The organism is Aestuariivirga sp., from assembly GCF_046093005.1.
In the GTDB taxonomy this organism is placed as follows: Bacteria; Pseudomonadota; Alphaproteobacteria; order Rhizobiales; family Aestuariivirgaceae; genus Aestuariivirga.
In genome coordinates this window covers 18,491-41,413 of sequence record NZ_JBJTER010000079.1, presented here as the reverse complement: position 1 = coordinate 41,413, position 22,923 = coordinate 18,491, and the positions used below count along the sequence as shown (strand labels likewise).

Sequence of the window (22,923 nt, the reverse complement as noted above, 5' to 3'; positions counted from 1 at the left end):
CATGTCTCGGCGGCCATGCCCGCGATCAGAACTGGAAGACCGCGGCCATCACCGGCCCTTTTTCGACGACATCGTAAACGAAACCGTCGCCGCTGTAATCAACGCTCGCCGCCCGGTAGCCGGCGAACACCGAGACGTTATCCGTGAATTTGTAGCCGGCCCCGGCCATCACGTCCCACATCAGATCCGATCCGACGCCGAACCCCCCGATGAAAGCCCAACCCGTGGCATAGATATCGGGCGTCAGGTTCCAGCGCAGTTTGGCGCCCGCCAGGGGGTCGACCCAGCTGGCCCCGTCATCCGCCTCAATGCCGTCGAGCAGACCGCCGTTCAGGGCGAAATCATTCTGCACGGACCACAAACGCCCGCCGGCAAACAAATCGATGCCCAACTCATCCGTATCGAGCACGGCATAGCCGGCCGCGCCCGTCACCATCCACGAGGTGACCGTCACATCGACCGTCTGGGCCAGAATGCCGAACGGGGTTGCGGGGTCGGCGCTGAGCTTGCTGTAGGTCACGTCCATTCCCAGCACGAACGGGCCCTTGCGCGCCTCGCCAATTCCCATGATCGCGAAATCCAGTTTCTCCCAGATATCGGCGAAACTGATGTCTACGTCCTGGGGCGGAAACCCGAATACCCCGGTCTGGCCGCTGAGACCCGTGGCCCAGAGATAGGCGCTTGCCGTAAACCTCCAGTCGGATGACGGCTCCGGCGGCGCCATATCCGCCGCCCTGGCGGGCGGCGGCTGGGCGGCGGCCGCAAGCAGCGCGATGGCAAGAGCGGTGATCGTTGCCTTCATTTTCCGAATCTCCTTACCAGTCACGGCCAATACACCATGGCCGCGCTGGCGGGAACATGTATCCAGCTGCAATCCTTTGGGCCCCCAAGACCGCCAGGAGAAGTGCTGGCCGGGCGGGCCCAGGTCTGGAAATTGCCATGTTTCACGTCTATCTCTGGTTTAACACCAAGGAGGTCATCATGACGCTTCGGTATGCACAAATAGCCATTGCCTCCGCTCTGTTGATTGTTGCCGCCGGCTCCGGTCAGGCCGGTCAGCGTTCACCGGCGGATCAAGCACTTTATCAAAGAGCCATGAAAGACTGCAGCAGTCCCAAGTGGCCTGATGGCGCGCGCCCGCACATCAATTATGCTGGCGGCTGGTACCGTTGCGTCGAACCTAAACGGGGCTAAATACCGGCCTATCATGCAGGCGCCATTCACGCCGCTCGTCGAAACGCTCCCGTCTTCGGTGCCCTTCGTGGGGCCGGAGGCGCTTGAGCGGCGGACCGGCCTTCTGTTCCGCGCCCGGCTCGGCGCCAATGAAAGCGTTTTCGGCCCCTCGCCCAGGGTGGTGGACGCGATGCGCGCGGCCGCCCCGGAGATGTGGCGCTACTGTGACCCGGAAAACCATGAGCTGCGCCACGCCCTGGCGCGGCACCTTGGCGTGGCGCCCGCCAATGTCATGGTGGGCGAGGGGATCGACGGGCTGTTCGGCTATGCCGTGCGGCTGTTCGTCGAGCCGGGGGTGACGGTTGCCACCTCGCGCGGCGCCTATCCCACTTTCAATTTCCATGTGCAGGGCTATGGCGGCAGGCTGGTGATGGCGCCCTATGTCGAGGACCGCGAGGACCCCGCCTCGCTGCTCGATCTGGCGCGCCGCGAGAACGCCCGGCTCATCTATTTCGCCAATCCCGACAACCCAATGGGCGGCTGGTGGAACGCGGAGGCAATCTCAACCATGATCGCCGGCTTGCCGGCCGGAACGCTGCTGATGCTGGACGAGGCCTATGGCGAGTTCGCGCCGCCGGGCACGCTTCCGCCTCTGGATGTCGAAAACCCGCAGGTCTTGCGGTTCCGGACCTTTTCCAAGGCCTATGGGCTGGCCGGCATGCGGCTGGGCTATTGCATCGGCCATGCCGGCGTGATCGGCGCCTTCGACAAGATCCGCAATCATTTCGGCATCACCCGCATGGGGCAGGCCGCGGGCGTGGCGGCACTCGCCGACCAGGACTATCTGCAACAGGTGGTGCGTCAGGTGGCCGAGGCCCGCGAGGAGATTGCGGCAATCGCCCGGAGCCTCGGGCTCACGCCATTGCCCTCGGCGGCCAATTTCGTGGCCATTGATGTCGGTCGGGACGGGGCCTATGCCCGCCGGGTGCTTGAGGCGCTGGCCGCCGCCGGCATATTCGTTCGCATGCCAGGGGTGGAACCGCTCAACCGCTGCATCCGCATCACGGCGGGTTCGGCGGCGGACTTGCGCATCCTCGCCGCCGAACTGCCGCGTGCCTTGAAGGCCGCGCTGTAGCCGCGCCTATTTCCTGGCCAGCTTGGCGGCGATTTCCGCCACATGACGGCCCTGGAAGAGGGCGCCGTCAAGCTCATGCTTTGCAGGCTGGCGGCTGCCGTCGGAGCCGGTGACCGTCGTGGCGCCATAGGGTGAGCCGCCGCGGATCTCATCAACGCCAGACTGGCCGGCCCAGCTATAGGGAAGGCCGACCACCACCATGCCGTGATGCATCATGGTCGGGATGAAGCCGAGCAAGGTTGATTCCTGGCCGCCATGCTGGGTGCCGGAAGAGGTCATGGCCGAGCCGACCTTGCCGAGCAACGCCTGTTTCGCCCACAACGCGCCGGTCTGGTCGATGAAACTGCGCATCTGCGAGGCCATGGTGCCGAACCGCGTGCCGCAGCCAAAGATGATCGCATCATAGTTGGCGAGCTCCTCGGGCGTGGCGACCGGCGCCTTCTGGTCGAGCTTGAAGTGATAGGCCTTCGCGACCTCCTCGGGCACGAGTTCGGGAACCCGCTTCACATCGGCCTCGGCGCCCGCTTCCCTGGCGCCTTCAGCGGCGGCATAAGCCATCTGCTCCATGTGGCCCCAGGAAGAATAGTAGAGCACGAGCACTTTCGTCATCATTGTTTCCTTTCCGTTTGGGTTTTGAGAAGATCGTCAAGGTCAAGCCGGCGCGTGAACATGGCGAGGCTGCCATCCGGGTTTCGCGGCCACTGGCTCTCCGGCCTGTCCCAGTAAAGTTCGATGCCATTATGGTCGGGGTCGTGGAGATAGAGCGCTTCCGACACGCCATGGTCGGCGGCGCCGTCGAGCGGCAAGCGGTGGGCAATCAGCCGGGCCAGGGCGGCGGCCAAGTCGGCGCGCTCCGGGTAGAGAATGGCCACATGAAACAGGCCGGTGGCGCCGGGCGGCGGCGGCGCGCCACCCGCGCTCTCCCAGCTGTTGAGCCCGATGTGATGGTGATAGCCGCCAGCTGACACGAAGGCCGCCTGAGCGCCATACATCTGCTGCAGATCGAAGCCCAGCACGCCACAATAGAAATCCAGCGCCCGCTGGACGTCCGAAACCTTCAGGTGAACATGGCCGATGCGGGTTGCGGCCGGAATGGAACTATTTCCGGACATGGCGCTCCTGGTTGCTGGAGAATAGTGAGCGCTGAAATAGCGATTGCGGCATGGCCATACAAGCAATGGCTTGAACCGAGACCCTAAATCAGTGGATGGCTGCCGTGCAGGCTTGAATTCCCCGGTCTCATTCCGCAAAACAGCGGGCGGGTCCAGAAGGAGACATGTCATGGCCGAGGCAGCGCTTCCGAAAACGCTCGTGGTGGTGGACCACCCGCTGATCCTGCACAAGCTGACGCTGATGCGCGACAAGAACACGCCGTCCGCCGTGTTCCGCCAGCTGCTGCGGGAGATCAGCCTGTTGCTGGCCTATGAGGTGGCGCGCAACCTGCCGATCACCACCCAGACCATCGAGACGCCGCTGGCCGAGATGGAGGCCCCGATCCTCAAGGGCAAGAAGCTGGTGATCGTCTCGATTCTGCGGGCCGGCAATGGACTGCTGGAAGGCATGCTCGATCTGATGCCCTCGGCCCGGGTGGGCCACATCGGCCTTTACCGCGACCCCAAGACCCTGCAGCCGGTTGAATATTACTTCAAGGTGCCGGCCGATATCGGCGAACGCCCGGTGATCGTCGTCGATCCGATGCTCGCCACCGGCAACTCCGTCGCCTATGCGATCAAGAAGCTGAAGGACCGCGGCGCCAGGGACGTGCGCCTTGTTTGCCTGCTGGCGGCGCCGGAGGGCATCAGGCGGGTGGCGGCGGAACACCCCGACGTGCCGATCTACACCGCGGCCGTGGACAGCCATCTCAACGATCATGGCTATATCGTGCCGGGGCTTGGCGACGCCGGCGACCGGATGTTCGGCACCAAGTAAAAATTTACCAACCGGGCGGCGGCCCGCCGGGCCCACACCAATTAAAAACCTTTCGCCGCTAGCGTCAGAATCCGGCAGAAACGGATCGGATCTGATGATGGCGCCACCGGCGGCGAGCAGTGCAAGCGCAGGACGGACTTCGCTGAAGCTGCTTGGGCCAGATGGGCGGCGCCCGAGGCTTCTGCTCGCCGAAGACTGCGACCCGGTGCGCATCGTCACCGGCGCCATGCTGAAGGGCATGGGCTGCGACGTCGACATGGCGATCCACGGCGAACAGGCGGTGAAGAGCGCCGCTGAAAACTCCTTCGACGTTATCGTGCTCGACATCGAGATGCCGGTGATGGATGGAATCACCGCCGCACGCTCAATACGCAGGCTTGGCGGGCCCTCGGCGGCCGCGCCGCTGATGGCGCTCTCGGCATTTCTCGCCGATTCGATGCGGGCCGGGGACTGGCGCGAGACCTTCGACATCGCGCTTTCGAAGCCCGCCAACCGTAACGAACTGCATCAGGCGCTGGCCAGCGCGCTGGCCCGGATCAGGGCCAGGCCCGCGGTGGATCTGGTTCCGCCCTTGTTCGACGAATTGCGCTTCGCGGAGCTGCGCCGGGGCCTTGACGAGCAAGTGTTTCGGCAGCTTGCTGAAATCGCTTGCAGGGATATCGAAACCGGTATTCGCCAGATCGAATACGCGCGCGCTAACCGCCGGGAACATGCGCTGTTGGGCCATGCCGCGAAACTGGCGGGCGTCGGGCGGGCCTTTGCAATGACCAGGCTGGTGTGGATGGTACGGGCGCTTGAAGCTGCGCGTTCGGAAGCGGAAATCTACGAGGCGCTCGGCCCCATGCTGGGCGCCGCCCGTGAAACGGTCAGCTTTCTTCGCGGTTAGCGCGCCGCAGGCTTCGCTTCAAGCGACTTCAGCAGGTGCAGAAACTCGCGGAGCTCGGGGCTTACCGCGGCCGGCTTGCGCTCCTCCGGCTTGGTCTGTGTGCTTTGCTGAACAGGCATGAAAACTTCCCCTGACTCCTGGAATTGGAAACTCATTGTGAATGGCCGCGCTTAAGGACTTGCTAATTGCTCTTATAGGCGCGGCCTGGGGCGGTCTGTTGGCCCGATAGAGGCGGTTCCGTGACGGGGCGGCGGCAAAAAGCCGATGGAAAGTTGCCCGCATAAAGTTTAAGGTTTGATGATTCAGATGTTCTGCAGACAGGAGAGAGACATGGGTTTCAAATCGCTTTCGACACTGGTGACGGCGGGTGTGCTCGCTCTGGCCTTTGGCTCATCCGCCATGGCTGAAGCCAACCCGATCGAGGCCCGCCAGGCCTGCATGAAGGCCAATGTCAAGATGATGAAGGTCATGGTGCCGGTCCTGAAGGGCGAGAGCGCCTATGACAAGGCGGCGATCGACGCCGCTGTCGCGGAAGCCGAACAGGCCTGCGCCGGCTGGGACAGCTGGTGGGGCCAGGACACCAAGCCAGGCGGCGCCGTGAAGACCGAGGCGAAGGCAGAAATCTGGACCGACAAGGCCGGCTTTGATGCCGCCGCGGCGGACTATGTGAAGGCCTTCACGGCGGTCAAAGCATCGGCTGACGAAGCATCGTTCAAGGCGGCCTTCCCGGCGCTCGGCGCAACCTGCAAGAGCTGCCATGAGAAGTTCCGCCAGGCGGATTAGGCAGCAAGATTTTTCGCGTTGCAGGCTCTTGCGGACATGGTTTGCGCATGATGCAGACCGTGTCCGGGAACACAGTCATGCCGTGAAATCAGCTGTCTGCCACGAGTGAGAGGTCGCGGCCGTCTATTTCGCCTCGCTTCAGCCCGTGGCGCCGATGGCGCTCCTCCAGTCCGGCTTGAAACCCAAGACCATGGAGGAATTCGGAATGTTCCGGTTGAAGGCGCGGGCGTGCCACAGGCTGAATTCGCGGTCTTCATCGCCAGCGGGGAGCTGGCGGACTTTGGCGAACATCCTGTAACTTTGATTATACTGAGAGAAGTCGAGCAGCACTTCCTTAAGCTTGACCATCCGCGTCGCCAGTTCTGATCCCGGCGCGAATACGGCGGTCATTTCATCCCGGAACAGCTCCGGCAGCTGATAGAACTCGCCCGCGAAGTAGCTGACCACCGCATTGCGGGTCTGGTTATGGTCGGGCGTCTTCTGAACCTGGAAGCGCAGGAAGGCCAGAGACGGGCCCGCCTCTTCCGGCACCAGCAGTAGCGTCAGGGCAGGAGCCAGAACCTCGCCCTTCCGCGTGGAAACCCGGGGGCGCATGGCAGGCATCGGCATGCCTTCATGATTGCGCACCGCCATCTGCCGGATACGGCATTGCCATCCGACAAACTCCTGCTGCAGTGCAGTATTGTTCAATTGCCGCATGCTTTTCCGTCCAAAAGCCACTTTACAGATTGGTATAGAGTTCGCCTAATATGGTTGCAATTGGTTTCCCCGCTTCCGGGCAGACCATCAGCTTGGGAGGATTTCCATGACGCGCGTAGCAGTAATCGGAGCTGGCCCGTCGGGCCTTGCGGCGCTGAGGGCTTTTCAGTCAGCCAAGAAGAAGGGCGCCAAGATTCCGGAGGTGGTGTGCTTCGAGAAGCAGGACGATTGGGGCGGGCTTTGGAAATATACCTGGCGGACCGGGCTCGATGAATATGGTGAGCCGGTGCATTGTTCGATGTACCGCTACCTGTGGTCCAACGGACCAAAGGAGTGCCTCGAATTCGCCGACTATACGTTTGAGGAACATTTCGGAAAGCCGATCCCCTCCTATCCGCCGCGCGCCGTGCTGTGGGACTACATCGCCGGCCGCGTCAAGAAGGCTGGGGTGCGCAAGTGGATCAGGTTCAACACGCCAGTGCGCATGGTGAACTGGAACCAGAAGAAAAAGAAGTTCGAGGTCACCGTCCATGACCGCCCGAAGGACAAGATGTGGACGGAAGACTTCGACTATGTGATCTGCGCCTCCGGCCACTTCTCGACGCCGCATGTGCCGTTCTTCGAGGGGCTCGACGGGTTCAACGGCCGCGTGCTGCACGCCCACGATTTCCGCGACGCGCTGGAGTTCAAGGGTAAGAACGTGCTGATCGTCGGGCGCAGCTACTCGGCGGAGGACATCGGCTCGCAATGCTGGAAGTACGGCGCCAAGTCGGTGACGACCACGTACCGCTCGCGGCCGATGGGCTTCAAATGGCCCAAGAACTTCGAGGAGCGTCCTCTGTTGCAGAGGATTGTCAACAAGACGGTTCACTTCAAGGACGGCAGCACCAAGGAGGTCGACGCGATCATCCTGTGCACGGGCTATCAGCATTACTTCCCGTTCCTGGCGGAGGAGCTGCGGCTCAAGACCACCAACCGTCTGTGGCCCGCCAACCTCTACAAGGGCGTGGTCTGGCAGAACAATCCGCGGCTCTTCTATGTCGGCATGCAGGACCAGTTCTATACCTTCAACATGTTCGATGCCCAGGCCTGGTATGTGCGCGACATCATCATGGGCCGCATCAAGCTGCCCAAGACGGACGCGATGAAGAAGGACTGGACCAAGTGGCTGAAGCGCGAGGAAAAGCTTCAGGACGCTGAGCAGATGATCTGGTTCCAGGGCGACTATGTGAAGGAGCTGATCGCGGCTACCGATTATCCGGACTTCGACATTGAAGCCGTGAACAAGACCTTCATGGAGTGGGAACACCACAAGATGGAAGACATCATGGGCTTCCGCAACCACGGCTATCGCTCGGTGATGACCGGCAACATGGCGCCCAAGCACCACACGCCGTGGAAGGACGCGCTCGACGATTCGATGGAGGCCTATCTCGCCGTGAAGTGAAGCGGCGGCCGCTAGGAGCGGGGCCGCAGCTTGTCCGGATCGTAGTGCGGGAAGCGCACGATCCGGGCCGGCAGGCGCTTGGCATGGCCGTCCAGCTTGCCGATCTCCACTTCGGTGCCGATGGCGGCGTTCAGCGCATCGGCGCGCGCCAGCGCGATGGTTTTGCCGAGCAGCGGTGAGCGCATGCCGCTGGTGACGATGCCCACCTGAGCCCGGCCCATATGCACGCAGTCGCCATGGCCCACCGCCTCATTGGCGTCAATCTCGAGCCCGACGAGCTTCCGGCGGGGATGCTCCTTGCGCTCAACCAACGCTGCGCGGCCGATGAAATCCTCGGTCTTGCTCTTGAGCGGCACGGTGAAGCCGATGCCCGCTTCGAACGGATCGGTCTCGGAGTTGAACTCATAATTTGCGAAGATCAATCCGGCCTCGATACGGACCATGTCCAGCGCTTCGAGGCCCATGGGCCTGATGCCGCGCGTCTGGCCGGCCTCCCACACGGCATCGAACACGGCACTCGCGTCCTTCGGGTGGCAGAAGATCTCATAGCCCAGCTCGCCCGTGTAGCCGGTGCGGGACACGACAACCGGCGGCCCTTCGAAATGGCCGATGCGGCCGATGCAGAAGCGGAACCATTCCAGTTCGCCGATGGCCGTCTGCGCCGGCGATGTCCAGATGATTTCCTTCATCAGCTCGCGGCTTTCCGGGCCCTGCACGGCAATGTTGTGCAGCTGGTCTGTGGATGACCGCACCCAGGCCTTGTAGCCCATCTTCTCCGCCTGTTCGCGCAGCCACACGCCGCCGTAGTCATCGCCGCCGATCCAGCGGAAATTGTTGGCGCCAAGGCGGAACACCGTGCCGTCGTCGATCATGCCGCCATTGGGATAGCACATCGCGGTGTAGACCACCTGGCCCACGCCCAGCTTGCGGATGTCGCGCGTCAGGCAATACTGCAACAGGGCTTCGGCATCCGGCCCCAGCACCTCGAACTTGCGCAAGGGCGAGAGATCAAGCACCACGCATTTCTGCCGGCATGCCCAGTATTCGTCGATGGCGCCACCGTTGGTGAAGCGGCTCGGCAGCCAGTATCCGCGATACTCGACGAAGTTCCGCGTCATCGCGGAAAGGCGCGGGTGAAAGCCGGTTTCCTTGGTCATCTGCGGGTCGGCATCGGGTGTCATGCGATAGGCCACTGCTCTGGAGAAGGTGTTGTCGGCGCCATAGGTGCGGACGTGAATGTCGGTGGGGTTCCAGCCATTGCCGGGGTCGACATCGTCCGGGCAGGAAGAACTCACACAGACGAGATCGGTCAGCGCGCGGAGCAAAACATAGTCGCCCGGGCGCGACCACGCCTCGTCCGAGACGATCTGGTCGGCCGCGTCCATGCGCGTATTGTAGAAAAAGTTGAGCGCTTCCCAGCCCCGGCGCCTGGCGATGCCGTAGGGCTCGAGCGCGCGGTTGAAATTCTCGGTGCAGTTCACATGGCCCGGATAGCCGATATCGTCATAGTAGCGGGCGTTACAGGCGGTGGCAAACGCGTCATGGCGGCCCACCGTATCCTGGACGACCTCCACAAGCGGCTCGAAATCAAAGCCAAAAGCCTTGGACGGAAGCCCTGGCACGGGAAGCGCCCGGCCGGTGAGCGTGCGGGTAACGGTGGCATCAAGCGCGTTCTCAATTCCCTTGTCCAGCTTGCGGGCTGAGAAGCACTGGAAATCCGTCATCTGGCGCCCGTCGACATCGATGATCTGGATGAATTCGCCGGCCTTGACGGTAAATGCGCGGGCGGTTGCCGCCCTCACGCGGATGTCCTGCAGCGGATCACGCAAGGGCTCGGGCAGGGGCGTCAGGCCCGACTTGTATTGAACCGGGTTGGCGCGCACGACGAACAGCAGAAGGCCGGTTGCCGTGTCCTGGCGGGCGAGGTCCATGGCGCTGCCGGGAGCGGAGACCCTGAGCAGCCCGTCGCGCTGGACGGTGAATTCGCAGGCCTCGCCGGCGGGTCCGCTGCCGAACACCCGCAGCATGGGCTTGCCACCCGGCACGCCCAGAATGGCGCAATCAGCGCTGCCATCGCCACCCGTTGCCACCAGTTCGGCGGGTTGCAGGCCTTCGATGTCGACAAGTTTGAGCCGGTCTCCCGCGGCAATCCTGACAGCCAGGGAACCGCCGCCTTTCACCACATAGCGCTCGGTGCCGAAGGGCAGGCTGCGCAGCCCTGGACGGAGGATCGTGCTTGGGCGCGGCGGCGGGAGAATGGCCAATTCGCTCATGTTTGAAGCCTATGGTCAAAAGCAGGCGGGGACAAGGTCAAATTGGGCGAAAGCGGTTGCGAATGGGTGATCTGGACACCCGCCGCAATCATTATGATGTTGCGGTGCAGCATAAGCGGATGATGACTGAACTGAAGCCTAGGATATCCAATTTCAACCAATGCAAAGCCACTTGACGACCTTTCCCCGTCATCTCACTATCCGGCGCAGCCTTGGGATGGGGCGGCAGAGGGGACAATCATGCAGGCGAACGGGCGCAGATCCGGCGTGGCGTGGATGGGCGATGTGGGGCGCATGCCGCGGATGGCGGCGAACTTCTCCCTCGAAGCAATCATAAAAAAACTGAACTTTGGAGGAGATGCTTATGTCTGACAACGCAAATTCGCGCGAGCTGGTGCGCGCGCTCGACTGGCGGGGGGCCTTCTGGGTCGCCGCTGGCGTGCCGCCGCTGGTGCTGTTCTCGATCGGCGGTATCGCCGGCACCACCGGACAACTCGCTTTTGTCGTGTGGATCATTTCCATGACGATGGGCTTCCTGCAGTCCTTCACCTACGCCGAAATTGCCGGCATGTTCGGCAACAAGTCGGGCGGCGCCTCGGTTTATGGCGCTACGGCCTGGCTGAGATATTCAAAATTCATCGCGCCGCTGTCGGTATGGTGCAACTGGTTCGCGTGGAGCCCGGTGCTGTCGCTCGGCTGCGCCATCGCCGCGGGCTACATTCTCAATGCGCTGTTTCAGATCCCGGCGGCGGATTCGCAAGCGGTCGTCGACTGGGTGGCGGCCAATGCCAGCCAGTTCACAGCGCAGACCCAGTCGGTGATCGATTATATGGCCGCCAATGCCGGCATTGCGGAGGCTGATGCCATCAAGGCGGTGGCCACCCAGGCTGGCGTTGAGGCGCTCACCCCGGCAATCCGCACTTGGTATCTGTTCAAGCTGGAAATAGCCGGTTTCGGAACGCTACAGCTGAATTCCGTCTTCTTTATCGGCGTCATCCTGATGCTGATCATCTTCGCCATCCAGCATCGGGGCATCGCGTCAACGGCCACCGCGCAGAAGTGGCTGGCCATCATCGTGCTGGTGCCGTTGCTGCTCGTCGGCCTGGTGCCGATCCTGACGGGATCGATCAATTCCGCGAATGTCTTGGGTTTTGTGCCGCCCACCGCCGCCTATTCGGGCGTCGATGCGACGGCCTGGACGCTGGGCGGATTGACCTTGTTCCTTGGCGGCCTCTACATCGCCGCCTGGTCGACCTACGGGTTCGAAACCGCGGTGTGTTACACGCGTGAGCTCAAGAACCCGAAGACCGACACCTTCAAGGCCATTTTCTTCGCTGGGCTCCTTTGCTGCGTGTTCTTCTTCCTGATCCCCTTCTCCTTCCAGGGCGTGTTGGGCTCAGCTGGCATGATCGCCCCTGGCATCGTGGACGGCACCGGCATCGGCGAAGCGCTCGGCAACATGCTCGGCGGCGGCAAGGTGGTCACCCAGATCTTCGTGATCCTGATGATCCTCGCCCTGTTCCTGGCCATCATGACCGCCATGGCGGGATCGTCGCGCACCCTCTATCAGGGATCGAAGGACGGCTGGCTGCCGCGCTACCTCACCCAGGTGAACGAGAATGGCGCGCCAACCCGCGCCATGTGGACGGACCTCGGCTTCAACGTCTTCCTGCTGGCGCTGGCATCCGACGTGACGGGATACTTCTACGTGCTGGCGATTTCTAACGTCGGCTACATTGTCTTCAACTTCCTCAACCTCAACGCCGGCTGGATGCATCGCGTGGACTCAGGGCACGTGGCGCGTCCGTGGAAGGCGCCTACCTTCCTGATCGGCCTCAACACCGTGCTCGCTTTCGTCAACGCCCTGTTTCTGGGCGCGGGCGCCAAGGTCTATGGAACGGGCCACGGTACGCTTTCCCCCTTGTGGGCAGGGCTGATCTTCGCGGCTCTAATCATCCCGGTGTTTATCTTCCGTCACTATGTTCAGGATGGCGGCAAGTTCCCGAAAGGCGCGCTTGAAGAATTGGGATTAAAGGAGGGCGACCTTGGCGAGCGCAAGGCCGGCATGTGGCCCTATGTGACGCTGATCGCCGGAGCAATATTGGTGCTCTGGGCGAACTGGTTCTTCGTCTTGCCATCCTAGGCGGCGGCGCCAGACAATCCGAACCGGCGGGACCAGTTCCCGCCGGTTTGCATTTGGGGCGCGGTCGTGGAAGCCTTCACCTGAAACGGAACGGGAGAACAGCAATGCCTAAATCGAAAAGCTGCCGCGCGGCACTTGCCAAAGCGCTTGACGCGCTCAAAGCGGATGTTGTGCATGTGGGCGTCTTCGATTTTGGCGCCGCGTTCCGCGAGCGGCGGCTGCGGCGTGAAGAGCTGCTGGCCGGCGCGGATACGGCGGTGTTTGCCAATGTTCCGCCGAAATGGGACCTGGCGGAATCGATCCTCTTCCCCGGCCCCTACCGGAGCGAGACGGTGCGCTACGACATCGCGTCGCTCAGGCCCTATCCTTTCGAGGCCAATGCCGCCGCGCTGGTGGCGGATTACAGTGGGCCTCAAGCCGGCATCATGCCGCGGCGGCTGCTGGCTGCCCAGGCTGAGAAGGCCGCCGCCATGGGCTATGACATCGCCGCGGCTACCGAATTCGAATTCATCGTGCTGAATGAGACGGCAGAAAGCCTGCGCGCCAAGAACTTTTCAAATCTCGCCCAATTCGCGCCGGACAATCGCTGCTGGTCCGGGCAGACGGCCGCGGTTCACGCCGGTTTCGTGCGCGATCTCGAAGCCTGTCTTGCGGCTGCCGACATAGACCTGTTCTCGCTTTCCGCCGAACTGGGGCCGGGCTGTTTCGAGGCCACGCTGAAGCACCGTGATGCCATGCGTGCCGCCGACGATGCCGCTTTCTTCCGCCTCTTCACCAAGGCCTTCTGCCGGCAGAGGAACCTTACAGCCTCGTTCATGTCGCTCACCGGCGCCGGTTTCCCGGGGATCGGCGGGCATATCAATCTCTCTCTGCGCGACCGCGCTTCGGGCCGGAACGTGTTCGGCGCTGCGGATGATCCGAATGGCCTTTCGGCCACCGCCAAGTCATTCCTGGCGGGCGTCATCGAGACAGTGCCGGAGCTGTTCCCGATGATCGGCAACACGGTCAATGCCTATCGCCGCCTGGCGCCCGGAAGCTGGGCGCCCAAGACCGTGAGCTGGGCGCCCTACAACTATGCCGCCGCGGTGCGGACGGCCGCCGAGACCCCGGAAACGACGCGGCTGGAATTGCGCCTTCCTGGCTCCGACATGAACCCGCATCTGGCGATGGCGGCCATGCTGGGCGCGGGTCTCGATGGCGTGCAACGACGCCTCAAGTTGAAGACGCCCGCCATCACGTCCGGCGGACCCAACGAGATTCCGGAAGGGGCCGAACGCCTGCCGCTCGACCTGCTCTCCGCTACCAACCGCTTCCGGGCGAGCGCCAGGGCGCGGGCTCTGTTCGGCGATCCGTTCGTCGATCACTATGCGGCGATCTGCGAGGCCGAGGACGCGGTGTTCCGCCGCGTGGTGAGCGCATTCGAGGTGCAGCGCTATCTGGAGGCGGGTTGATCCAGCCAGCCGGGACGAATCTCCGGCAGCGGAATGCTGTCGATGAGGGTACGGGTGAAGGCGGTCTGCGGCGCGGCGAAGACACGCGCGGTGTCACCGGTTTCGATGATCCCGCCCTCGCGCATGATGACGACTCGGGCGCACAGGTGCCGCACCACCGACAGGTCGTGGCTGATGAAGGCGAGCGCCATGCCCATGTCGGCGCGCAAGCTCCGCAACAGATCGAGCACCTGCGCCTGGGTTGAGACATCGAGGCCAGAGACGATCTCGTCGGCAACCACGAAATCGGGTTTCAGAGAAATGGCGCGTGCAATGCCCACCCGTTGCCGCTGGCCGCCGGAAAGCTGGTGCGGATAGCGGGTCAGCGCGGACGCTGGAAGCCCGACGCGGTCGAGGATGGCGCTTAGAGTCCTGCTATCCGCCGGAAGCCCGTGCAGGCGAAGCGCGGTGCTTAGGATGCGGCCCACAGTCTGGCGCGGGTTGAGCGAGGACTGGGGATCCTGAAAAATCATCTGCATGCGTCGCCGCAGCGGCTTTAGTCTGGCGGGATCTTCATGGGTGATGTCCGCCCCGTCGAACAGCAGCCTGCCTTCGCCAGGCTCGTGGAGGCGCAGCAGCGTGCGTCCCAGCGATGTTTTGCCGGATCCCGACTCACCTGCGATGCCAACGGTTTCTCCCTTGGCGATGCTCAGTGACACATTGCGCAGGATGCGCAGCCTGCGGCGCGCGCCAAACACCGCCCGGTGGTTCATATCCGGCACATCGAGCGAGATATTGCGGGCTTCGACGAGCATCAGCCAGCGATCTCCCGCTTGAGTTCCAGGATAAGTTCTTCGGGCACTGGTTTCAGGCTCTGCTCCGGCATGTCATAGCGAGGGCTGGCAGCCAGCAGCGCGCGCGTATAAGGATGCTGCGGGGCCCGCAGGATGGCCGCCGTTGCGCCCTGTTCCAGCACTTTCCCGCCATAGAGCACCGTCATGCGGTCGGATATCTGGGCCACCACGCCGAGGTCGTGGGTGACGAACAGCAGCGTGGTGCGGTGCTGGCGCTGCATGTCACGGATCAGGCGAAGAACCTGCTTCTGCACGGTTACGTCCAGCGCGGTGGTCGGTTCGTCGGCAATAATCACATGGGGGTTGAGCGAGAAGGCCTGCGCGATCAGCACACGCTGGCGCATGCCGCCCGACAGCTCATGCGGATAGCGGCGCAGCACAAGCTCCGGCTCGTGAATGCGGACGTCGTTCAATAGCTCGGAGGCCCGCGCCATCGCCGCTGACCGGCTCAGTCCGGCGCGCAGCCGCAGTCCGTCGGTGAGCTGATCGCCGATGCGGCGGGCCGGATTGAGCGAGGTCTGCGGATCCTGTGGGATCAGCGCGATGCGCACGCCGAGCAGCTCGCGCAAGGCTTTGGCCGGCAGCGCCAGCAGGTCCTCGCCTTCAAAAATGATCGTGCCTGAGGTGACCGTGATACCGGCGGGCAAGATGCCCAGCACCGCCTTGGCGATGGTGGACTTGCCGGCACCGCTCTCGCCCACCAGCGCCATCACCTCACCCGCATTGACGCTGAGCGAGACGCCGCGCAGAACGGGCCCCGCGGCGGAGCGCGCCGAAAGACCGCGGATGTCGATGACCGGCGTCATCGCTTCAGCACCGGATCAAGCCATTCGCGCAAGCCGTCACCCAACTGGTTGAAGGCGAGAACCGTGAGGAACAGCGCTGCCAGTGGAAACACCAGCACCCACCAGGCCTGATAGATGATCTGGCGGCCTTCGGCGATCATGCCGCCCCAGGTTGGTGTATCAGTCGATACCGAAAGGCCCACGAAGGACAGGATCGCCTCGACGATCACCGCGATGCCCATCTCGAGCGACAGCAGCACCAGCACGACGGGAAGGACATTGGGCAGAATTTCCCGCAACAGCACGCCGAAACGGCCCATGCCAAGCGCCACGGCGGCCTCGGCATATTCAAGCTTCGCCTGCTGCATGGTTTCAGCGCGCACCACGCGGGCAAAGCGCGTCCAGTCGATGACCACGATGGCCACAATCACCGAATGCAGCCCCGACCCGAGCACCGCGACGAGCAGGATCGAAAGCAGCACTGGCGGAAATGCCATCCAAACGTCGATGAGCCGCGAAACCAACGCGTCGAGCCAGCCGCCGAAATAACCGGCCAGCAGCCCCAGCGCCGTGCCCAGCACGCAGGCGAGGATGGCGGCCACCAAGGCAACAGTGAGCGCGATCCGGGTGGCGTAGATCATCCGTGACAGCACGTCCCGCCCAAGGCTGTCGGTGCCGAGCCAGTGGCCGGGTTCCTGGCCCGGCCCGATAGTCGCCAGCATCAGGTCCTGTTCCAGCGGATCGAAAGGCGCAATCAGCGGAGCGAAGACTGCCGCGAGAAAAAGCAGCAGGATGAAGCCGCCGCCCAGCCAGATGCGCGGGTCGCTAGGCATGGCGCAGCCGCGGATTGAGCCAGGCGGTCATCGCGTCCACGGCCATGTTGACGATGATGAAGATGATGCCAAATGTCAGCACGAGGCCCTGAATGAGCGGCAGGTCGCGGTTGATGACGGCATCGATCGCCAGATTGCCGATGCCGGGATATGAGAAGATGCGTTCGGTGATCACCGTGCCGCCGATCAGGAAGGTGAACTGCACGCCGGTCAGCGCGAGCGCCGGCACCGCCGCGTTGCGCAGCGCCTCCTGCAGCAGGATGCGCGGACGCGACAGGCCCTTGATACGGGCGAGCAGGATGTAGTCCTGCACCATCACGTCGGTCATGGTGTTCTTGAGCACCCGGCCGATGACGGCTGCGAGCGGAAAGGCAAGTGCGCAGGCCGGCAGAAGCATGTGCCGCAGCACATCCCAGACGAAGGCGAACCTGCCGCGCAGCAGGCCTTCCAGGATGAAGAATTGTGTCGAAAGTCCCGGATCGACCAACGGATCGCTTCTTCCTGAAATCGGGAAAAGTGGCACGAGTACGCCGAACAGCAGCACGAAGGTGAGGCCCCAGATGAAGTCGGGAACCGCCAGCATGATGCCATTGAAGTTATCGATCAGGCGCTCGGCGATTGTGCCGCGCCACGCCGTGGACAGCAGCGCGATGAACACGCCCCACAGAACCGCCATGATGAGGGCCATCATGGCCAGTTCGAGCGTGGCCGGAAGCCGGTCGGCGATGATGGCCAGCACGTTCTGCTTCATTGAGATTGATGTGCCGAGATCGCCGCCCAGTACCTGCCGGAACCAGACCCAGAATTGTTCCCAGATGGGCAGGTCGAGGCCGTACAGCGCCCGCAGCGCCGCGATGTCGGCCTCTGATGCGCCGGGTGCGATCATCATGGCGATCGGGTCTCCCGGCACCACGCGCACCAGAACGAACACCACCACCATGACGCCGAAGAGCGTGGCGATGGCGGAGAGCGCGCGCGATATGATCAGGGCAAGGGGCATGGGTGGTCCCGCAAGCATAGAGGCCCGGCAGAGCCGGGCCTCGCAGCTTGAAGGCGTGATCTCAGGCCGGTGACATCTGCGCAGGCTCCGGAGAACCGGCGACGTTCGGCGTGACCTTGATCGACTTTTTGAACAGGATCGGCTGCTGGTACTGGATCAGCGGGATGACATAGGCATTCTCGGCGATGTACTTATCCACCGCCTTCCAGCCGTCGATGCGTTTGGCCTCGTCGGCCTCACCCCACAGGGGCCCGATCATGCCGTCCAGATCGTCGGTGTTCCACACCGAATGCGGGCTCGGCCCGAACATGGCGAAGCCCGTCGATGTGGTCGGATCGCCGATCGCGTTGCCCCAGTTGTAGAAGGCCGCGGGGGCCAGCTGATCGGCGGCGCGCAGCTCATAGTGCTTGGCGATTTCGTAGACCTCGATTTCAGCCTCGATCCCCACCTTGCGCCACATGCCCACGATGGCCTGCACCATCTCATAGTCCTTGGGCTTCAGGCCGCGGGTGGTCTGGATCTTGAACTTCACCGGATTCTCGGGGCTGAAGCCGGAGGCCTTGAGCAGTTCCCTCGCCTTGTCGGGGTCATAGGGAACGGCGATCGAGGGATCGAAGGCGGTGTATTCCGGCGCCTGCAGCGTGCTGATGGGCGTGGCGTAGCCGCGCAACAGCTTATCGACGATGGCCTTTTTGTCGATCGACATGGCGGCCGCCATGCGGACATTCTTGTCCAGCATCGGGCCCTCGTTGTTGAGGAAGATCATGCCGATGTCCGAGATCGGGGTGACGGCGCCTGAAAGCCCGTCCTTGTCCTTCAGGCGGTCATATTCCTCGAAGGGCACATCGACGGTAACGTCAGAGGAGCCGGATTCGATCTCCGCCACGCGGCTCGTGGCATCGGGCACGAACTTGAACACCACCGTCTCGAAGGCCGGCTTGCCGCCCCAGTAATCCGGATTGGCCTTGAGGCGCACGAAGGCGTTGCGTTCGAACTGATCGACCATGTAGGGGCCGGTGCCAATCGGCTTGGCCTCGAAGCCTTCCGCCCCCACCTTCTCGTAATAGGCCTTTGGCATCACATAGCCGGTGAGGAAGGCCATCCACTTGAACAGCGTCGGCTCGAACTGCAGCACATCGGCGGTGATCCTGTTGCCGTCGATCTTGAAATTGCCGATCTTGGACCAGATGAAGGCAATCGGATTGCCGCCGTCCATCTTGCCGGCGCGCTCGAGCGACCACACCACGTCCTCGGCCGTGAAGGGCGAGCCGTCATGCCACTTCACCCCCTCGCGAACCGTCATCCACACCTGTTTCTTGTCGTCGCTCCAGCCCCAGCCGGTGAGCAGGCCCGGCTGGAATTCAAGCGATGGCTTCTGGCCGATGAACTGGTCGAACACCGAGCGGTAGATCGCCTGGATAGTCGGGTTGACCGCGGATAGTCCGGTGGTCGGGTCCCAGGATGGCAGGTTGACGTTATAGGCGATGGTCACCGTGCTGCCTTCGGCATGCGCGGAACCGATCGCAAGGCCATTGCCAATGAGCAGCCCGGCCGCTCCCAGCTGGAGCAGCTGGCGTCTCGATAGATGGGTCATGAAACTCCTCCCTTTTGCCCGTTCGCTCACGCTGGCGACGGCGTCAAAAAGCATTTTGGGCCTCCGGGAAAGAAATATTCAAGTGCATTTTTCAGTGGCCTCCCGGACGCCACCATGGCGCCCGGACCGGTCTTGGCAGATCCATCATCAGCCTGATTATAGTTGCAAATTCCGGGATCGGAGATCACTATTGCAGCAGTGTTCGGCGGGCTTTTGGACCGTAAGCGCCGCTGATATATGAATTTGGATAGAAATCGGCAGAACAGGACATGGCTGAGCGGTCATTCGCGCGTGAAGTTGAGGATCTTCGCCTCGGTGCGGGGCAGGAGTTCCGTGGTGAAGGCATTCTGGCCATCACCAAAGCGCTGCTCCAGTCGGGCGTATCCTATGTCGGCGGCTACCAGGGCTCGCCGATTTCGCATCTGATGGACGTGCTGGCCGATGCCTCGGACTACATGGCCGAGCTCGGCGTGCATTTCGAATCCTCGGCCTCGGAAGCGACGGCGGCCGCCATGCTGTCGGCCTCGGTCATGTATCCCATCCGCGGCGCGGTGACCTGGAAATCGACCGCCGGCACCAATGTGGCGAGTGACGCGTTGTCCAATCTGGCTTCCGGCGGTGTCAATGGCGGCGCTGTCATCATCATCGGCGAGGATTACGGCGAAGGTTCCTCGATCATGCAGGAGCGCAGCCACGCCTTTGCCATGAAGTCGCAGATTTGGCTGGTCGACCCGCGGCCCGATCTCGCGGTGATGGTGCGGATGGTCGAGAAATCCTTCGCGCTTTCGGAGGCCTCGAACACGCCGGTGATGGTCGAGGTGCGCATCCGTGGCTGCCATGTCCATGGCCGCTTCATCGCCAAGGATAACCGGAAGCCGGATTTCACCCTGAAGCAGGCGCTTGAGAATCCGGTGCGCGACGTCAATCGCATCGTGCTGCCGCCGGCCTCCTTCATCCATGAGAAGCTGAAAGTCGAAAAACGCTGGCCCGCCGCGGTGAATTTCATCCGCGAAAATGGGCTTAATGAGTTTTTCGGGCCGGTCGATGCCGACGTGGGCATCATCCTGCAGGGCGGCATGTACAACGGGGTGATCCGCGCCCTGCAGCAGCTTGGTCTGTCGGACGCCTATGGCAACACCCGCGTGCCGCTTTATGTGCTGAACGTCACCTATCCGCTGGTCGATGAGGAAGTGTTGTCCTTCTGCGCCGGCAAGTCGGCGGTCGTGGTCGTCGAGGAGGGCCAGCCCGAGTTCATCGAACAGGTGCTCAACACCATGCTCAGGCGGCGTGATATCGCCACTCGCATCTCCGGCAAGGATGTCTTTCCTCTGGCTGGCGAATACACCGCCGTGGTGATGCAGGAGGGTCTGCTCGGCTTTCTTGAGAAACATGCGCCGCGCTTGCTCGGCAACCGCCCGCCGCTCCCTGATCCTTCGGCGGTGCTCAACAGCAAAGAGGTACAGGCGCTGGCCACCACCGTGCCGCCGCGCCCGCCTGGCTTCTGCACCGGCTGCCCCGAGCGGCCGGTCTTCGCGGCGATGAAGCTCGTCGAGAAGGAACTGGGGCCGCATCACGTATCAGCCGATATCGGTTGTCACCTGTTTTCCATTTTGCCGCCCTTCAACATCGGCGCCACCACCATGGGCTATGGCCTCGGACCCGCCGCCGCCTCCGCCTTCAACGTCAAGGCCGGCAAGCGTGTGATCTCGGTGATGGGCGATGGCGGCTTCTGGCACAACGGACTCGCTTCATCGGTTGGCAACGCCGTGTTCAACAAGCATGACGGGGTCATGCTGATTGTCGACAATTTCTATTCCGCGGCCACCGGTGGCCAGGACATTCCCTCGTCGCGGGCTGAGAACGCCAAACGGACAACCAATAATTCGATCGCCGATGCGGTGAAGGGGGTAGGCGCCAAGTGGGTCCGCCAGATCGACCGCACCTATGACGTAGGCAAGATGCGCGATACGCTGCGCGAGGCGCTGACCACGGATGAGCCTGGCCCCAAGATCATCGTCGCGTCCTCGGAATGCATGCTCAACAAGCAGCGCCGCGTGAAACCGCTGATGGACAAGGCCGAGAAGGCCGGCGAACCCGTGCTCCGCCAGCGTTTCGGCGTCGATGAGGATATCTGCACGGGCGATCATGCCTGCATCAGGCTCTCCGGCTGCCCTTCGCTTTCGGTGAAGCAGCTTGACGATCCACTGCGTGACGATCCGGTGGCCACGATCGACAACAGCTGCGTGGCCTGCGGCAATTGTGGCGATGTGGCGGATGCCGCGGTTCTCTGTCCCTCTTTCTACCGCGCCGATGTGCTGCGCAACGCGTCGTCATGGGAGCGGTTCAAGAGCCGTTTCCGTGCATCCGTCATCTCCTTCCTGCAGCGGCGGCGGGAAAAGCGCCGGCTGCTGTTTGGCCGGGCGGCGGCGTGATGTTCGATCAGCCTGCCATGCGCGAGAAGCCGCTGTCGATCGCCGTTCTGGCCATGGGCGGGCAGGGCGGCGGCGTGCTGACAGATTGGATCGTTGCCGTGGCGGAGGCCAATGGCTGGCACGCGCAGTCAACCTCGGTGCCGGGCGTGGCCCAGCGCACCGGCGCTACGCTCTACTACATCGAGATGTTGCCGCCGCGTGGCGGCCAGGCGCCGGTCTTGGCCCTGATGCCAACGCCGGGTGACGTTGACGTGGTGATTGCGGCTGAATTGATGGAAGCCGGACGTTCCATCCTGCGTGGCCTCGCCACGCCAGACAAGACGCTGCTCATCGCCTCCACCCACCGCGCCTATGCGGTGGCAGAGAAGGAAAAGCCCGGCGGGTCAATCGCCGATCCCCGGACCGTCAATGCCGCTGCAGGCATTGCAGCGCGCCAGGTCATTGCTTTCGACATGGAACAGACGGCGCGGGAGAATTCCACCGTCATCTCAGCCCCGCTGTTTGGCGCTCTTGCGGGGGCGGGCGTGCTGCCGTTTCCGCGTCCGGGCTTCGAGGCGGTGATCGCCGCCGGTGGCAAGGGCGCCGCCGCCTCGCTCGCCGGGTTTGCCAGGGGCTTCGCCGCGGCTGGCCGCAACGATCTGCCGCAAGCCGCCGCCAGGCCGCGGGTTCGCGTCACAGTCCTGCCGGACAGCCTCGGTTCCGCTACGCTCGATCAGCGGCTGGCCCGGCTGCGGGCGCTTCCGCCGCAAGTGCGGGCCATGGCCCTTGCCGGTTTCAGGCGTACCGTCGACTTCCAGGATCTTGGCTATGGCGATGAATATCTGAGCCGGCTGGAAGCGCTGGCCGCTCTCGACGCCGCGCACGGCGGCGGCGCCCGGGACTTCGCGTTCACGGCAGTGGCCGCAAAGTATCTGGCCAATGCCATGGCCTATGACGATGCGATCGGGGTTGCCCATCTCAAGACGCGTTCGGCGCGCTTCGCGCGCATCGCTGATGAGATGAAGGCAGGCGATGATCCGCTCACCATCACCGAGTTCACGCATCCGCGCGCCGCGGAAATGGTGAGCCTGATGCCCGCCGGCCTCGGCCGCTGGGTTTCCGCCAAGCCGGGGCTGATGGCGTTCATCGACCGGCGGGTCAATCGTGGCCGCCGGATCGAGACGTCGAAACTGAGCGGGTTCCTCCAGCTCTATATGGTGAGTGGCCTGCGGCGCTGGCGGCGCGGACTGCTGCGCCATCACCAAGAAACGCGGCATATCGAAAACTGGCTCGGACTGGCGACGCGGACGCTTCCCCGGAACTATGATCTCGCCCGCGCCGTTCTGGCGGCGAGGCGGCTGGTGAAGGGCTATTCGGACACCCATGCGCGGGGACTCTCGAAGTTCGACCGCGCGCTTTCGGCGGCACCGTTGCTGGAAGCGCGTGCCGATGGCGGCGCCTGGATGGACCGCCTGATCTCGGCCGCCCTCAAGGATGAGAACGGTGAAGCGCTCGACGGCGTTCTGAAGACGATCCGCGAGATGTAGT

22 protein-coding genes are annotated in these 22,923 nt (G+C 63.3%); 11 read left to right on the top strand and 11 right to left on the bottom strand.

Annotated elements, in window-relative coordinates; genetic code table 11:
- Window positions 1-25: 25 nt before the first annotated feature.
- Complete coding sequence (locus ACKOED_RS06490) at window positions 26-802, bottom strand: hypothetical protein (RefSeq protein ID WP_408915766.1); 777 nt, start codon at window positions 800-802, stop codon at window positions 26-28.
- 137 nt (window positions 803-939) lie between these two features.
- Here ACKOED_RS06490 and ACKOED_RS06485 point away from each other — a divergent pair, with 137 nt between their 5' ends.
- Together ACKOED_RS06485 and ACKOED_RS06480 are read left to right on the top strand one after the other, a co-directional pair.
- Window positions 940-1,194 carry a hypothetical protein gene (locus ACKOED_RS06485; RefSeq protein WP_408915765.1) on the top strand — a complete coding sequence of 85 codons (255 nt, stop codon included), beginning with the start codon at window positions 940-942 and terminating at the stop codon, window positions 1,192-1,194.
- Between the two features lie 13 nt (window positions 1,195-1,207).
- Window positions 1,208-2,308, top strand: coding sequence for a pyridoxal phosphate-dependent aminotransferase (locus tag ACKOED_RS06480; RefSeq protein WP_408915764.1), 1,101 nt, complete (start codon window positions 1,208-1,210; stop codon window positions 2,306-2,308).
- Between the two features lie 6 nt (window positions 2,309-2,314).
- Here the strand turns inward: ACKOED_RS06480 and wrbA are convergent, their stop codons facing one another.
- Together wrbA and ACKOED_RS06470 are read right to left on the bottom strand one after the other, a co-directional pair.
- Window positions 2,315-2,917: an NAD(P)H:quinone oxidoreductase gene (wrbA, locus tag ACKOED_RS06475; protein ID WP_408915763.1), complete on the bottom strand. Its 603-nt coding sequence runs from the start codon at window positions 2,915-2,917 to the stop codon at window positions 2,315-2,317.
- Window positions 2,917-3,420: a VOC family protein gene (locus ACKOED_RS06470; RefSeq protein ID WP_408915762.1), complete on the bottom strand. Its 504-nt coding sequence runs from the start codon at window positions 3,418-3,420 to the stop codon at window positions 2,917-2,919. The genes wrbA and ACKOED_RS06470 overlap by 1 nt, the downstream gene beginning before the upstream one ends.
- Before the next feature lie 169 nt (window positions 3,421-3,589).
- On the opposite strand from ACKOED_RS06470, the gene upp reads away from it, so the two are divergent.
- Both upp and ACKOED_RS06460 read left to right on the top strand, forming a co-directional pair.
- Entirely contained in the window at window positions 3,590-4,237 is a 648-nt protein-coding gene (upp, locus tag ACKOED_RS06465) for a uracil phosphoribosyltransferase (protein WP_408915761.1), read from the top strand.
- 94 nt (window positions 4,238-4,331) lie between these two features.
- The gene (locus ACKOED_RS06460) at window positions 4,332-5,123 is read left to right on the top strand and encodes a response regulator (protein ID WP_408915760.1); all 792 of its coding nucleotides are present in this window, start codon (window positions 4,332-4,334) and stop codon (window positions 5,121-5,123) included.
- Here the strand turns inward: ACKOED_RS06460 and ACKOED_RS06455 are convergent.
- Window positions 5,120-5,242: a hypothetical protein gene (locus ACKOED_RS06455; protein ID WP_408915759.1), complete on the bottom strand. Its 123-nt coding sequence runs from the start codon at window positions 5,240-5,242 to the stop codon at window positions 5,120-5,122. The genes ACKOED_RS06460 and ACKOED_RS06455 overlap by 4 nt on opposite strands.
- A gap of 211 nt (window positions 5,243-5,453) precedes the next feature.
- Between ACKOED_RS06455 and ACKOED_RS06450 the strand changes: the two genes are divergently transcribed.
- On the top strand, window positions 5,454-5,906 hold the full coding sequence (locus ACKOED_RS06450; RefSeq protein WP_408915758.1) for a c-type cytochrome: 453 nt from the start codon (window positions 5,454-5,456) through the stop codon (window positions 5,904-5,906).
- A 138-nt stretch (window positions 5,907-6,044) separates the two neighbouring features.
- Here the strand turns inward: ACKOED_RS06450 and ACKOED_RS06445 are convergent, their stop codons facing one another.
- Window positions 6,045-6,509: a hypothetical protein gene (locus ACKOED_RS06445; protein ID WP_408915757.1), complete on the bottom strand. Its 465-nt coding sequence runs from the start codon at window positions 6,507-6,509 to the stop codon at window positions 6,045-6,047.
- Between the two features lie 202 nt (window positions 6,510-6,711).
- On the opposite strand from ACKOED_RS06445, the gene ACKOED_RS06440 reads away from it, so the two are divergent.
- Entirely contained in the window at window positions 6,712-8,052 is a 1,341-nt protein-coding gene (locus ACKOED_RS06440; protein WP_408915756.1) for a flavin-containing monooxygenase, read from the top strand.
- 11 nt (window positions 8,053-8,063) lie between these two features.
- Here the strand turns inward: ACKOED_RS06440 and ACKOED_RS06435 are convergent, their stop codons facing one another.
- Window positions 8,064-10,325 carry a DUF1989 domain-containing protein gene (locus ACKOED_RS06435; protein ID WP_408915755.1) on the bottom strand — a complete coding sequence of 754 codons (2,262 nt, stop codon included), beginning with the start codon at window positions 10,323-10,325 and terminating at the stop codon, window positions 8,064-8,066.
- A gap of 240 nt (window positions 10,326-10,565) precedes the next feature.
- On the opposite strand from ACKOED_RS06435, the gene ACKOED_RS06430 reads away from it, so the two are divergent.
- The 3 genes from ACKOED_RS06430 (at window position 10,566) to ACKOED_RS06420 (ending at window position 13,919) form a co-directional block, all read left to right on the top strand.
- Entirely contained in the window at window positions 10,566-10,697 is a 132-nt protein-coding gene (locus tag ACKOED_RS06430; RefSeq protein WP_408915754.1) for a hypothetical protein, read from the top strand.
- Entirely contained in the window at window positions 10,690-12,468 is a 1,779-nt protein-coding gene (locus ACKOED_RS06425; RefSeq protein ID WP_408915753.1) for an APC family permease, read from the top strand. Before ACKOED_RS06430 ends, ACKOED_RS06425 begins: the two co-directional genes overlap by 8 nt.
- Window positions 12,469-12,572: 104 nt before the next feature.
- A complete protein-coding gene (locus ACKOED_RS06420) occupies window positions 12,573-13,919 on the top strand; it encodes a hypothetical protein (RefSeq protein WP_408915752.1) in 1,347 nt (448 codons plus the stop codon).
- Here the strand turns inward: ACKOED_RS06420 and ACKOED_RS06415 are convergent.
- The 5 genes from ACKOED_RS06415 to ACKOED_RS06395 form a co-directional block, all read right to left on the bottom strand.
- Window positions 13,901-14,713 carry an ATP-binding cassette domain-containing protein gene (locus ACKOED_RS06415; RefSeq protein ID WP_408915751.1) on the bottom strand — a complete coding sequence of 271 codons (813 nt, stop codon included), beginning with the start codon at window positions 14,711-14,713 and terminating at the stop codon, window positions 13,901-13,903. The two genes, ACKOED_RS06420 and ACKOED_RS06415, sit on opposite strands and share 19 nt — an antisense overlap.
- Window positions 14,713-15,558, bottom strand: coding sequence for an ABC transporter ATP-binding protein (locus ACKOED_RS06410; RefSeq protein ID WP_408915750.1), 846 nt, complete (start codon window positions 15,556-15,558; stop codon window positions 14,713-14,715). The genes ACKOED_RS06415 and ACKOED_RS06410 overlap by 1 nt, the downstream gene beginning before the upstream one ends.
- Complete coding sequence (locus tag ACKOED_RS06405; protein ID WP_408915749.1) at window positions 15,555-16,370, bottom strand: ABC transporter permease; 816 nt, start codon at window positions 16,368-16,370, stop codon at window positions 15,555-15,557. The genes ACKOED_RS06410 and ACKOED_RS06405 overlap by 4 nt, the downstream gene beginning before the upstream one ends.
- A complete protein-coding gene (locus ACKOED_RS06400; RefSeq protein ID WP_408915748.1) occupies window positions 16,363-17,370 on the bottom strand; it encodes an ABC transporter permease in 1,008 nt (335 codons plus the stop codon). Before ACKOED_RS06400 ends, ACKOED_RS06405 begins: the two co-directional genes overlap by 8 nt.
- Window positions 17,371-17,431: 61 nt before the next feature.
- Window positions 17,432-18,964, bottom strand: coding sequence for an ABC transporter substrate-binding protein (locus ACKOED_RS06395; protein ID WP_408915747.1), 1,533 nt, complete (start codon window positions 18,962-18,964; stop codon window positions 17,432-17,434).
- Window positions 18,965-19,233: 269 nt separating this feature from the next.
- Between ACKOED_RS06395 and ACKOED_RS06390 the strand changes: the two genes are divergently transcribed.
- Complete coding sequence (locus ACKOED_RS06390; protein ID WP_408915746.1) at window positions 19,234-21,396, top strand: thiamine pyrophosphate-dependent enzyme; 2,163 nt, start codon at window positions 19,234-19,236, stop codon at window positions 21,394-21,396.
- Window positions 21,396-22,922 carry an indolepyruvate oxidoreductase subunit beta family protein gene (locus tag ACKOED_RS06385; protein WP_408915745.1) on the top strand — a complete coding sequence of 509 codons (1,527 nt, stop codon included), beginning with the start codon at window positions 21,396-21,398 and terminating at the stop codon, window positions 22,920-22,922. The genes ACKOED_RS06390 and ACKOED_RS06385 overlap by 1 nt, the downstream gene beginning before the upstream one ends.
- Window position 22,923: the final 1 nt, after the last annotated feature.

Coding starts and splice junctions, on each gene's coding strand:
- ACKOED_RS06490 (WP_408915766.1), bottom strand. CDS start 802: ATGAAGGCAACGATCACCGCTCTTGCCATCGCGCTGCTTGCGGCCGCC.
- ACKOED_RS06485 (WP_408915765.1), top strand. CDS start 940: ATGTTTCACGTCTATCTCTGGTTTAACACCAAGGAGGTCATCATGACG.
- ACKOED_RS06480 (WP_408915764.1), top strand. CDS start 1,208: ATGCAGGCGCCATTCACGCCGCTCGTCGAAACGCTCCCGTCTTCGGTG.
- wrbA (WP_408915763.1), bottom strand. CDS start 2,917: ATGACGAAAGTGCTCGTGCTCTACTATTCTTCCTGGGGCCACATGGAG.
- ACKOED_RS06470 (WP_408915762.1), bottom strand. CDS start 3,420: ATGTCCGGAAATAGTTCCATTCCGGCCGCAACCCGCATCGGCCATGTT.
- upp (WP_408915761.1), top strand. CDS start 3,590: ATGGCCGAGGCAGCGCTTCCGAAAACGCTCGTGGTGGTGGACCACCCG.
- ACKOED_RS06460 (WP_408915760.1), top strand. CDS start 4,332: ATGATGGCGCCACCGGCGGCGAGCAGTGCAAGCGCAGGACGGACTTCG.
- ACKOED_RS06455 (WP_408915759.1), bottom strand. CDS start 5,242: ATGCCTGTTCAGCAAAGCACACAGACCAAGCCGGAGGAGCGCAAGCCG.
- ACKOED_RS06450 (WP_408915758.1), top strand. CDS start 5,454: ATGGGTTTCAAATCGCTTTCGACACTGGTGACGGCGGGTGTGCTCGCT.
- ACKOED_RS06445 (WP_408915757.1), bottom strand. CDS start 6,509: ATGCCTGCCATGCGCCCCCGGGTTTCCACGCGGAAGGGCGAGGTTCTG.
- ACKOED_RS06440 (WP_408915756.1), top strand. CDS start 6,712: ATGACGCGCGTAGCAGTAATCGGAGCTGGCCCGTCGGGCCTTGCGGCG.
- ACKOED_RS06435 (WP_408915755.1), bottom strand. CDS start 10,325: ATGAGCGAATTGGCCATTCTCCCGCCGCCGCGCCCAAGCACGATCCTC.
- ACKOED_RS06430 (WP_408915754.1), top strand. CDS start 10,566: ATGCAGGCGAACGGGCGCAGATCCGGCGTGGCGTGGATGGGCGATGTG.
- ACKOED_RS06425 (WP_408915753.1), top strand. CDS start 10,690: ATGTCTGACAACGCAAATTCGCGCGAGCTGGTGCGCGCGCTCGACTGG.
- ACKOED_RS06420 (WP_408915752.1), top strand. CDS start 12,573: ATGCCTAAATCGAAAAGCTGCCGCGCGGCACTTGCCAAAGCGCTTGAC.
- ACKOED_RS06415 (WP_408915751.1), bottom strand. CDS start 14,713: ATGCTCGTCGAAGCCCGCAATATCTCGCTCGATGTGCCGGATATGAAC.
- ACKOED_RS06410 (WP_408915750.1), bottom strand. CDS start 15,558: ATGACGCCGGTCATCGACATCCGCGGTCTTTCGGCGCGCTCCGCCGCG.
- ACKOED_RS06405 (WP_408915749.1), bottom strand. CDS start 16,370: ATGCCTAGCGACCCGCGCATCTGGCTGGGCGGCGGCTTCATCCTGCTG.
- ACKOED_RS06400 (WP_408915748.1), bottom strand. CDS start 17,370: ATGCCCCTTGCCCTGATCATATCGCGCGCGCTCTCCGCCATCGCCACG.
- ACKOED_RS06395 (WP_408915747.1), bottom strand. CDS start 18,964: ATGACCCATCTATCGAGACGCCAGCTGCTCCAGCTGGGAGCGGCCGGG.
- ACKOED_RS06390 (WP_408915746.1), top strand. CDS start 19,234: ATGGCTGAGCGGTCATTCGCGCGTGAAGTTGAGGATCTTCGCCTCGGT.
- ACKOED_RS06385 (WP_408915745.1), top strand. CDS start 21,396: ATGTTCGATCAGCCTGCCATGCGCGAGAAGCCGCTGTCGATCGCCGTT.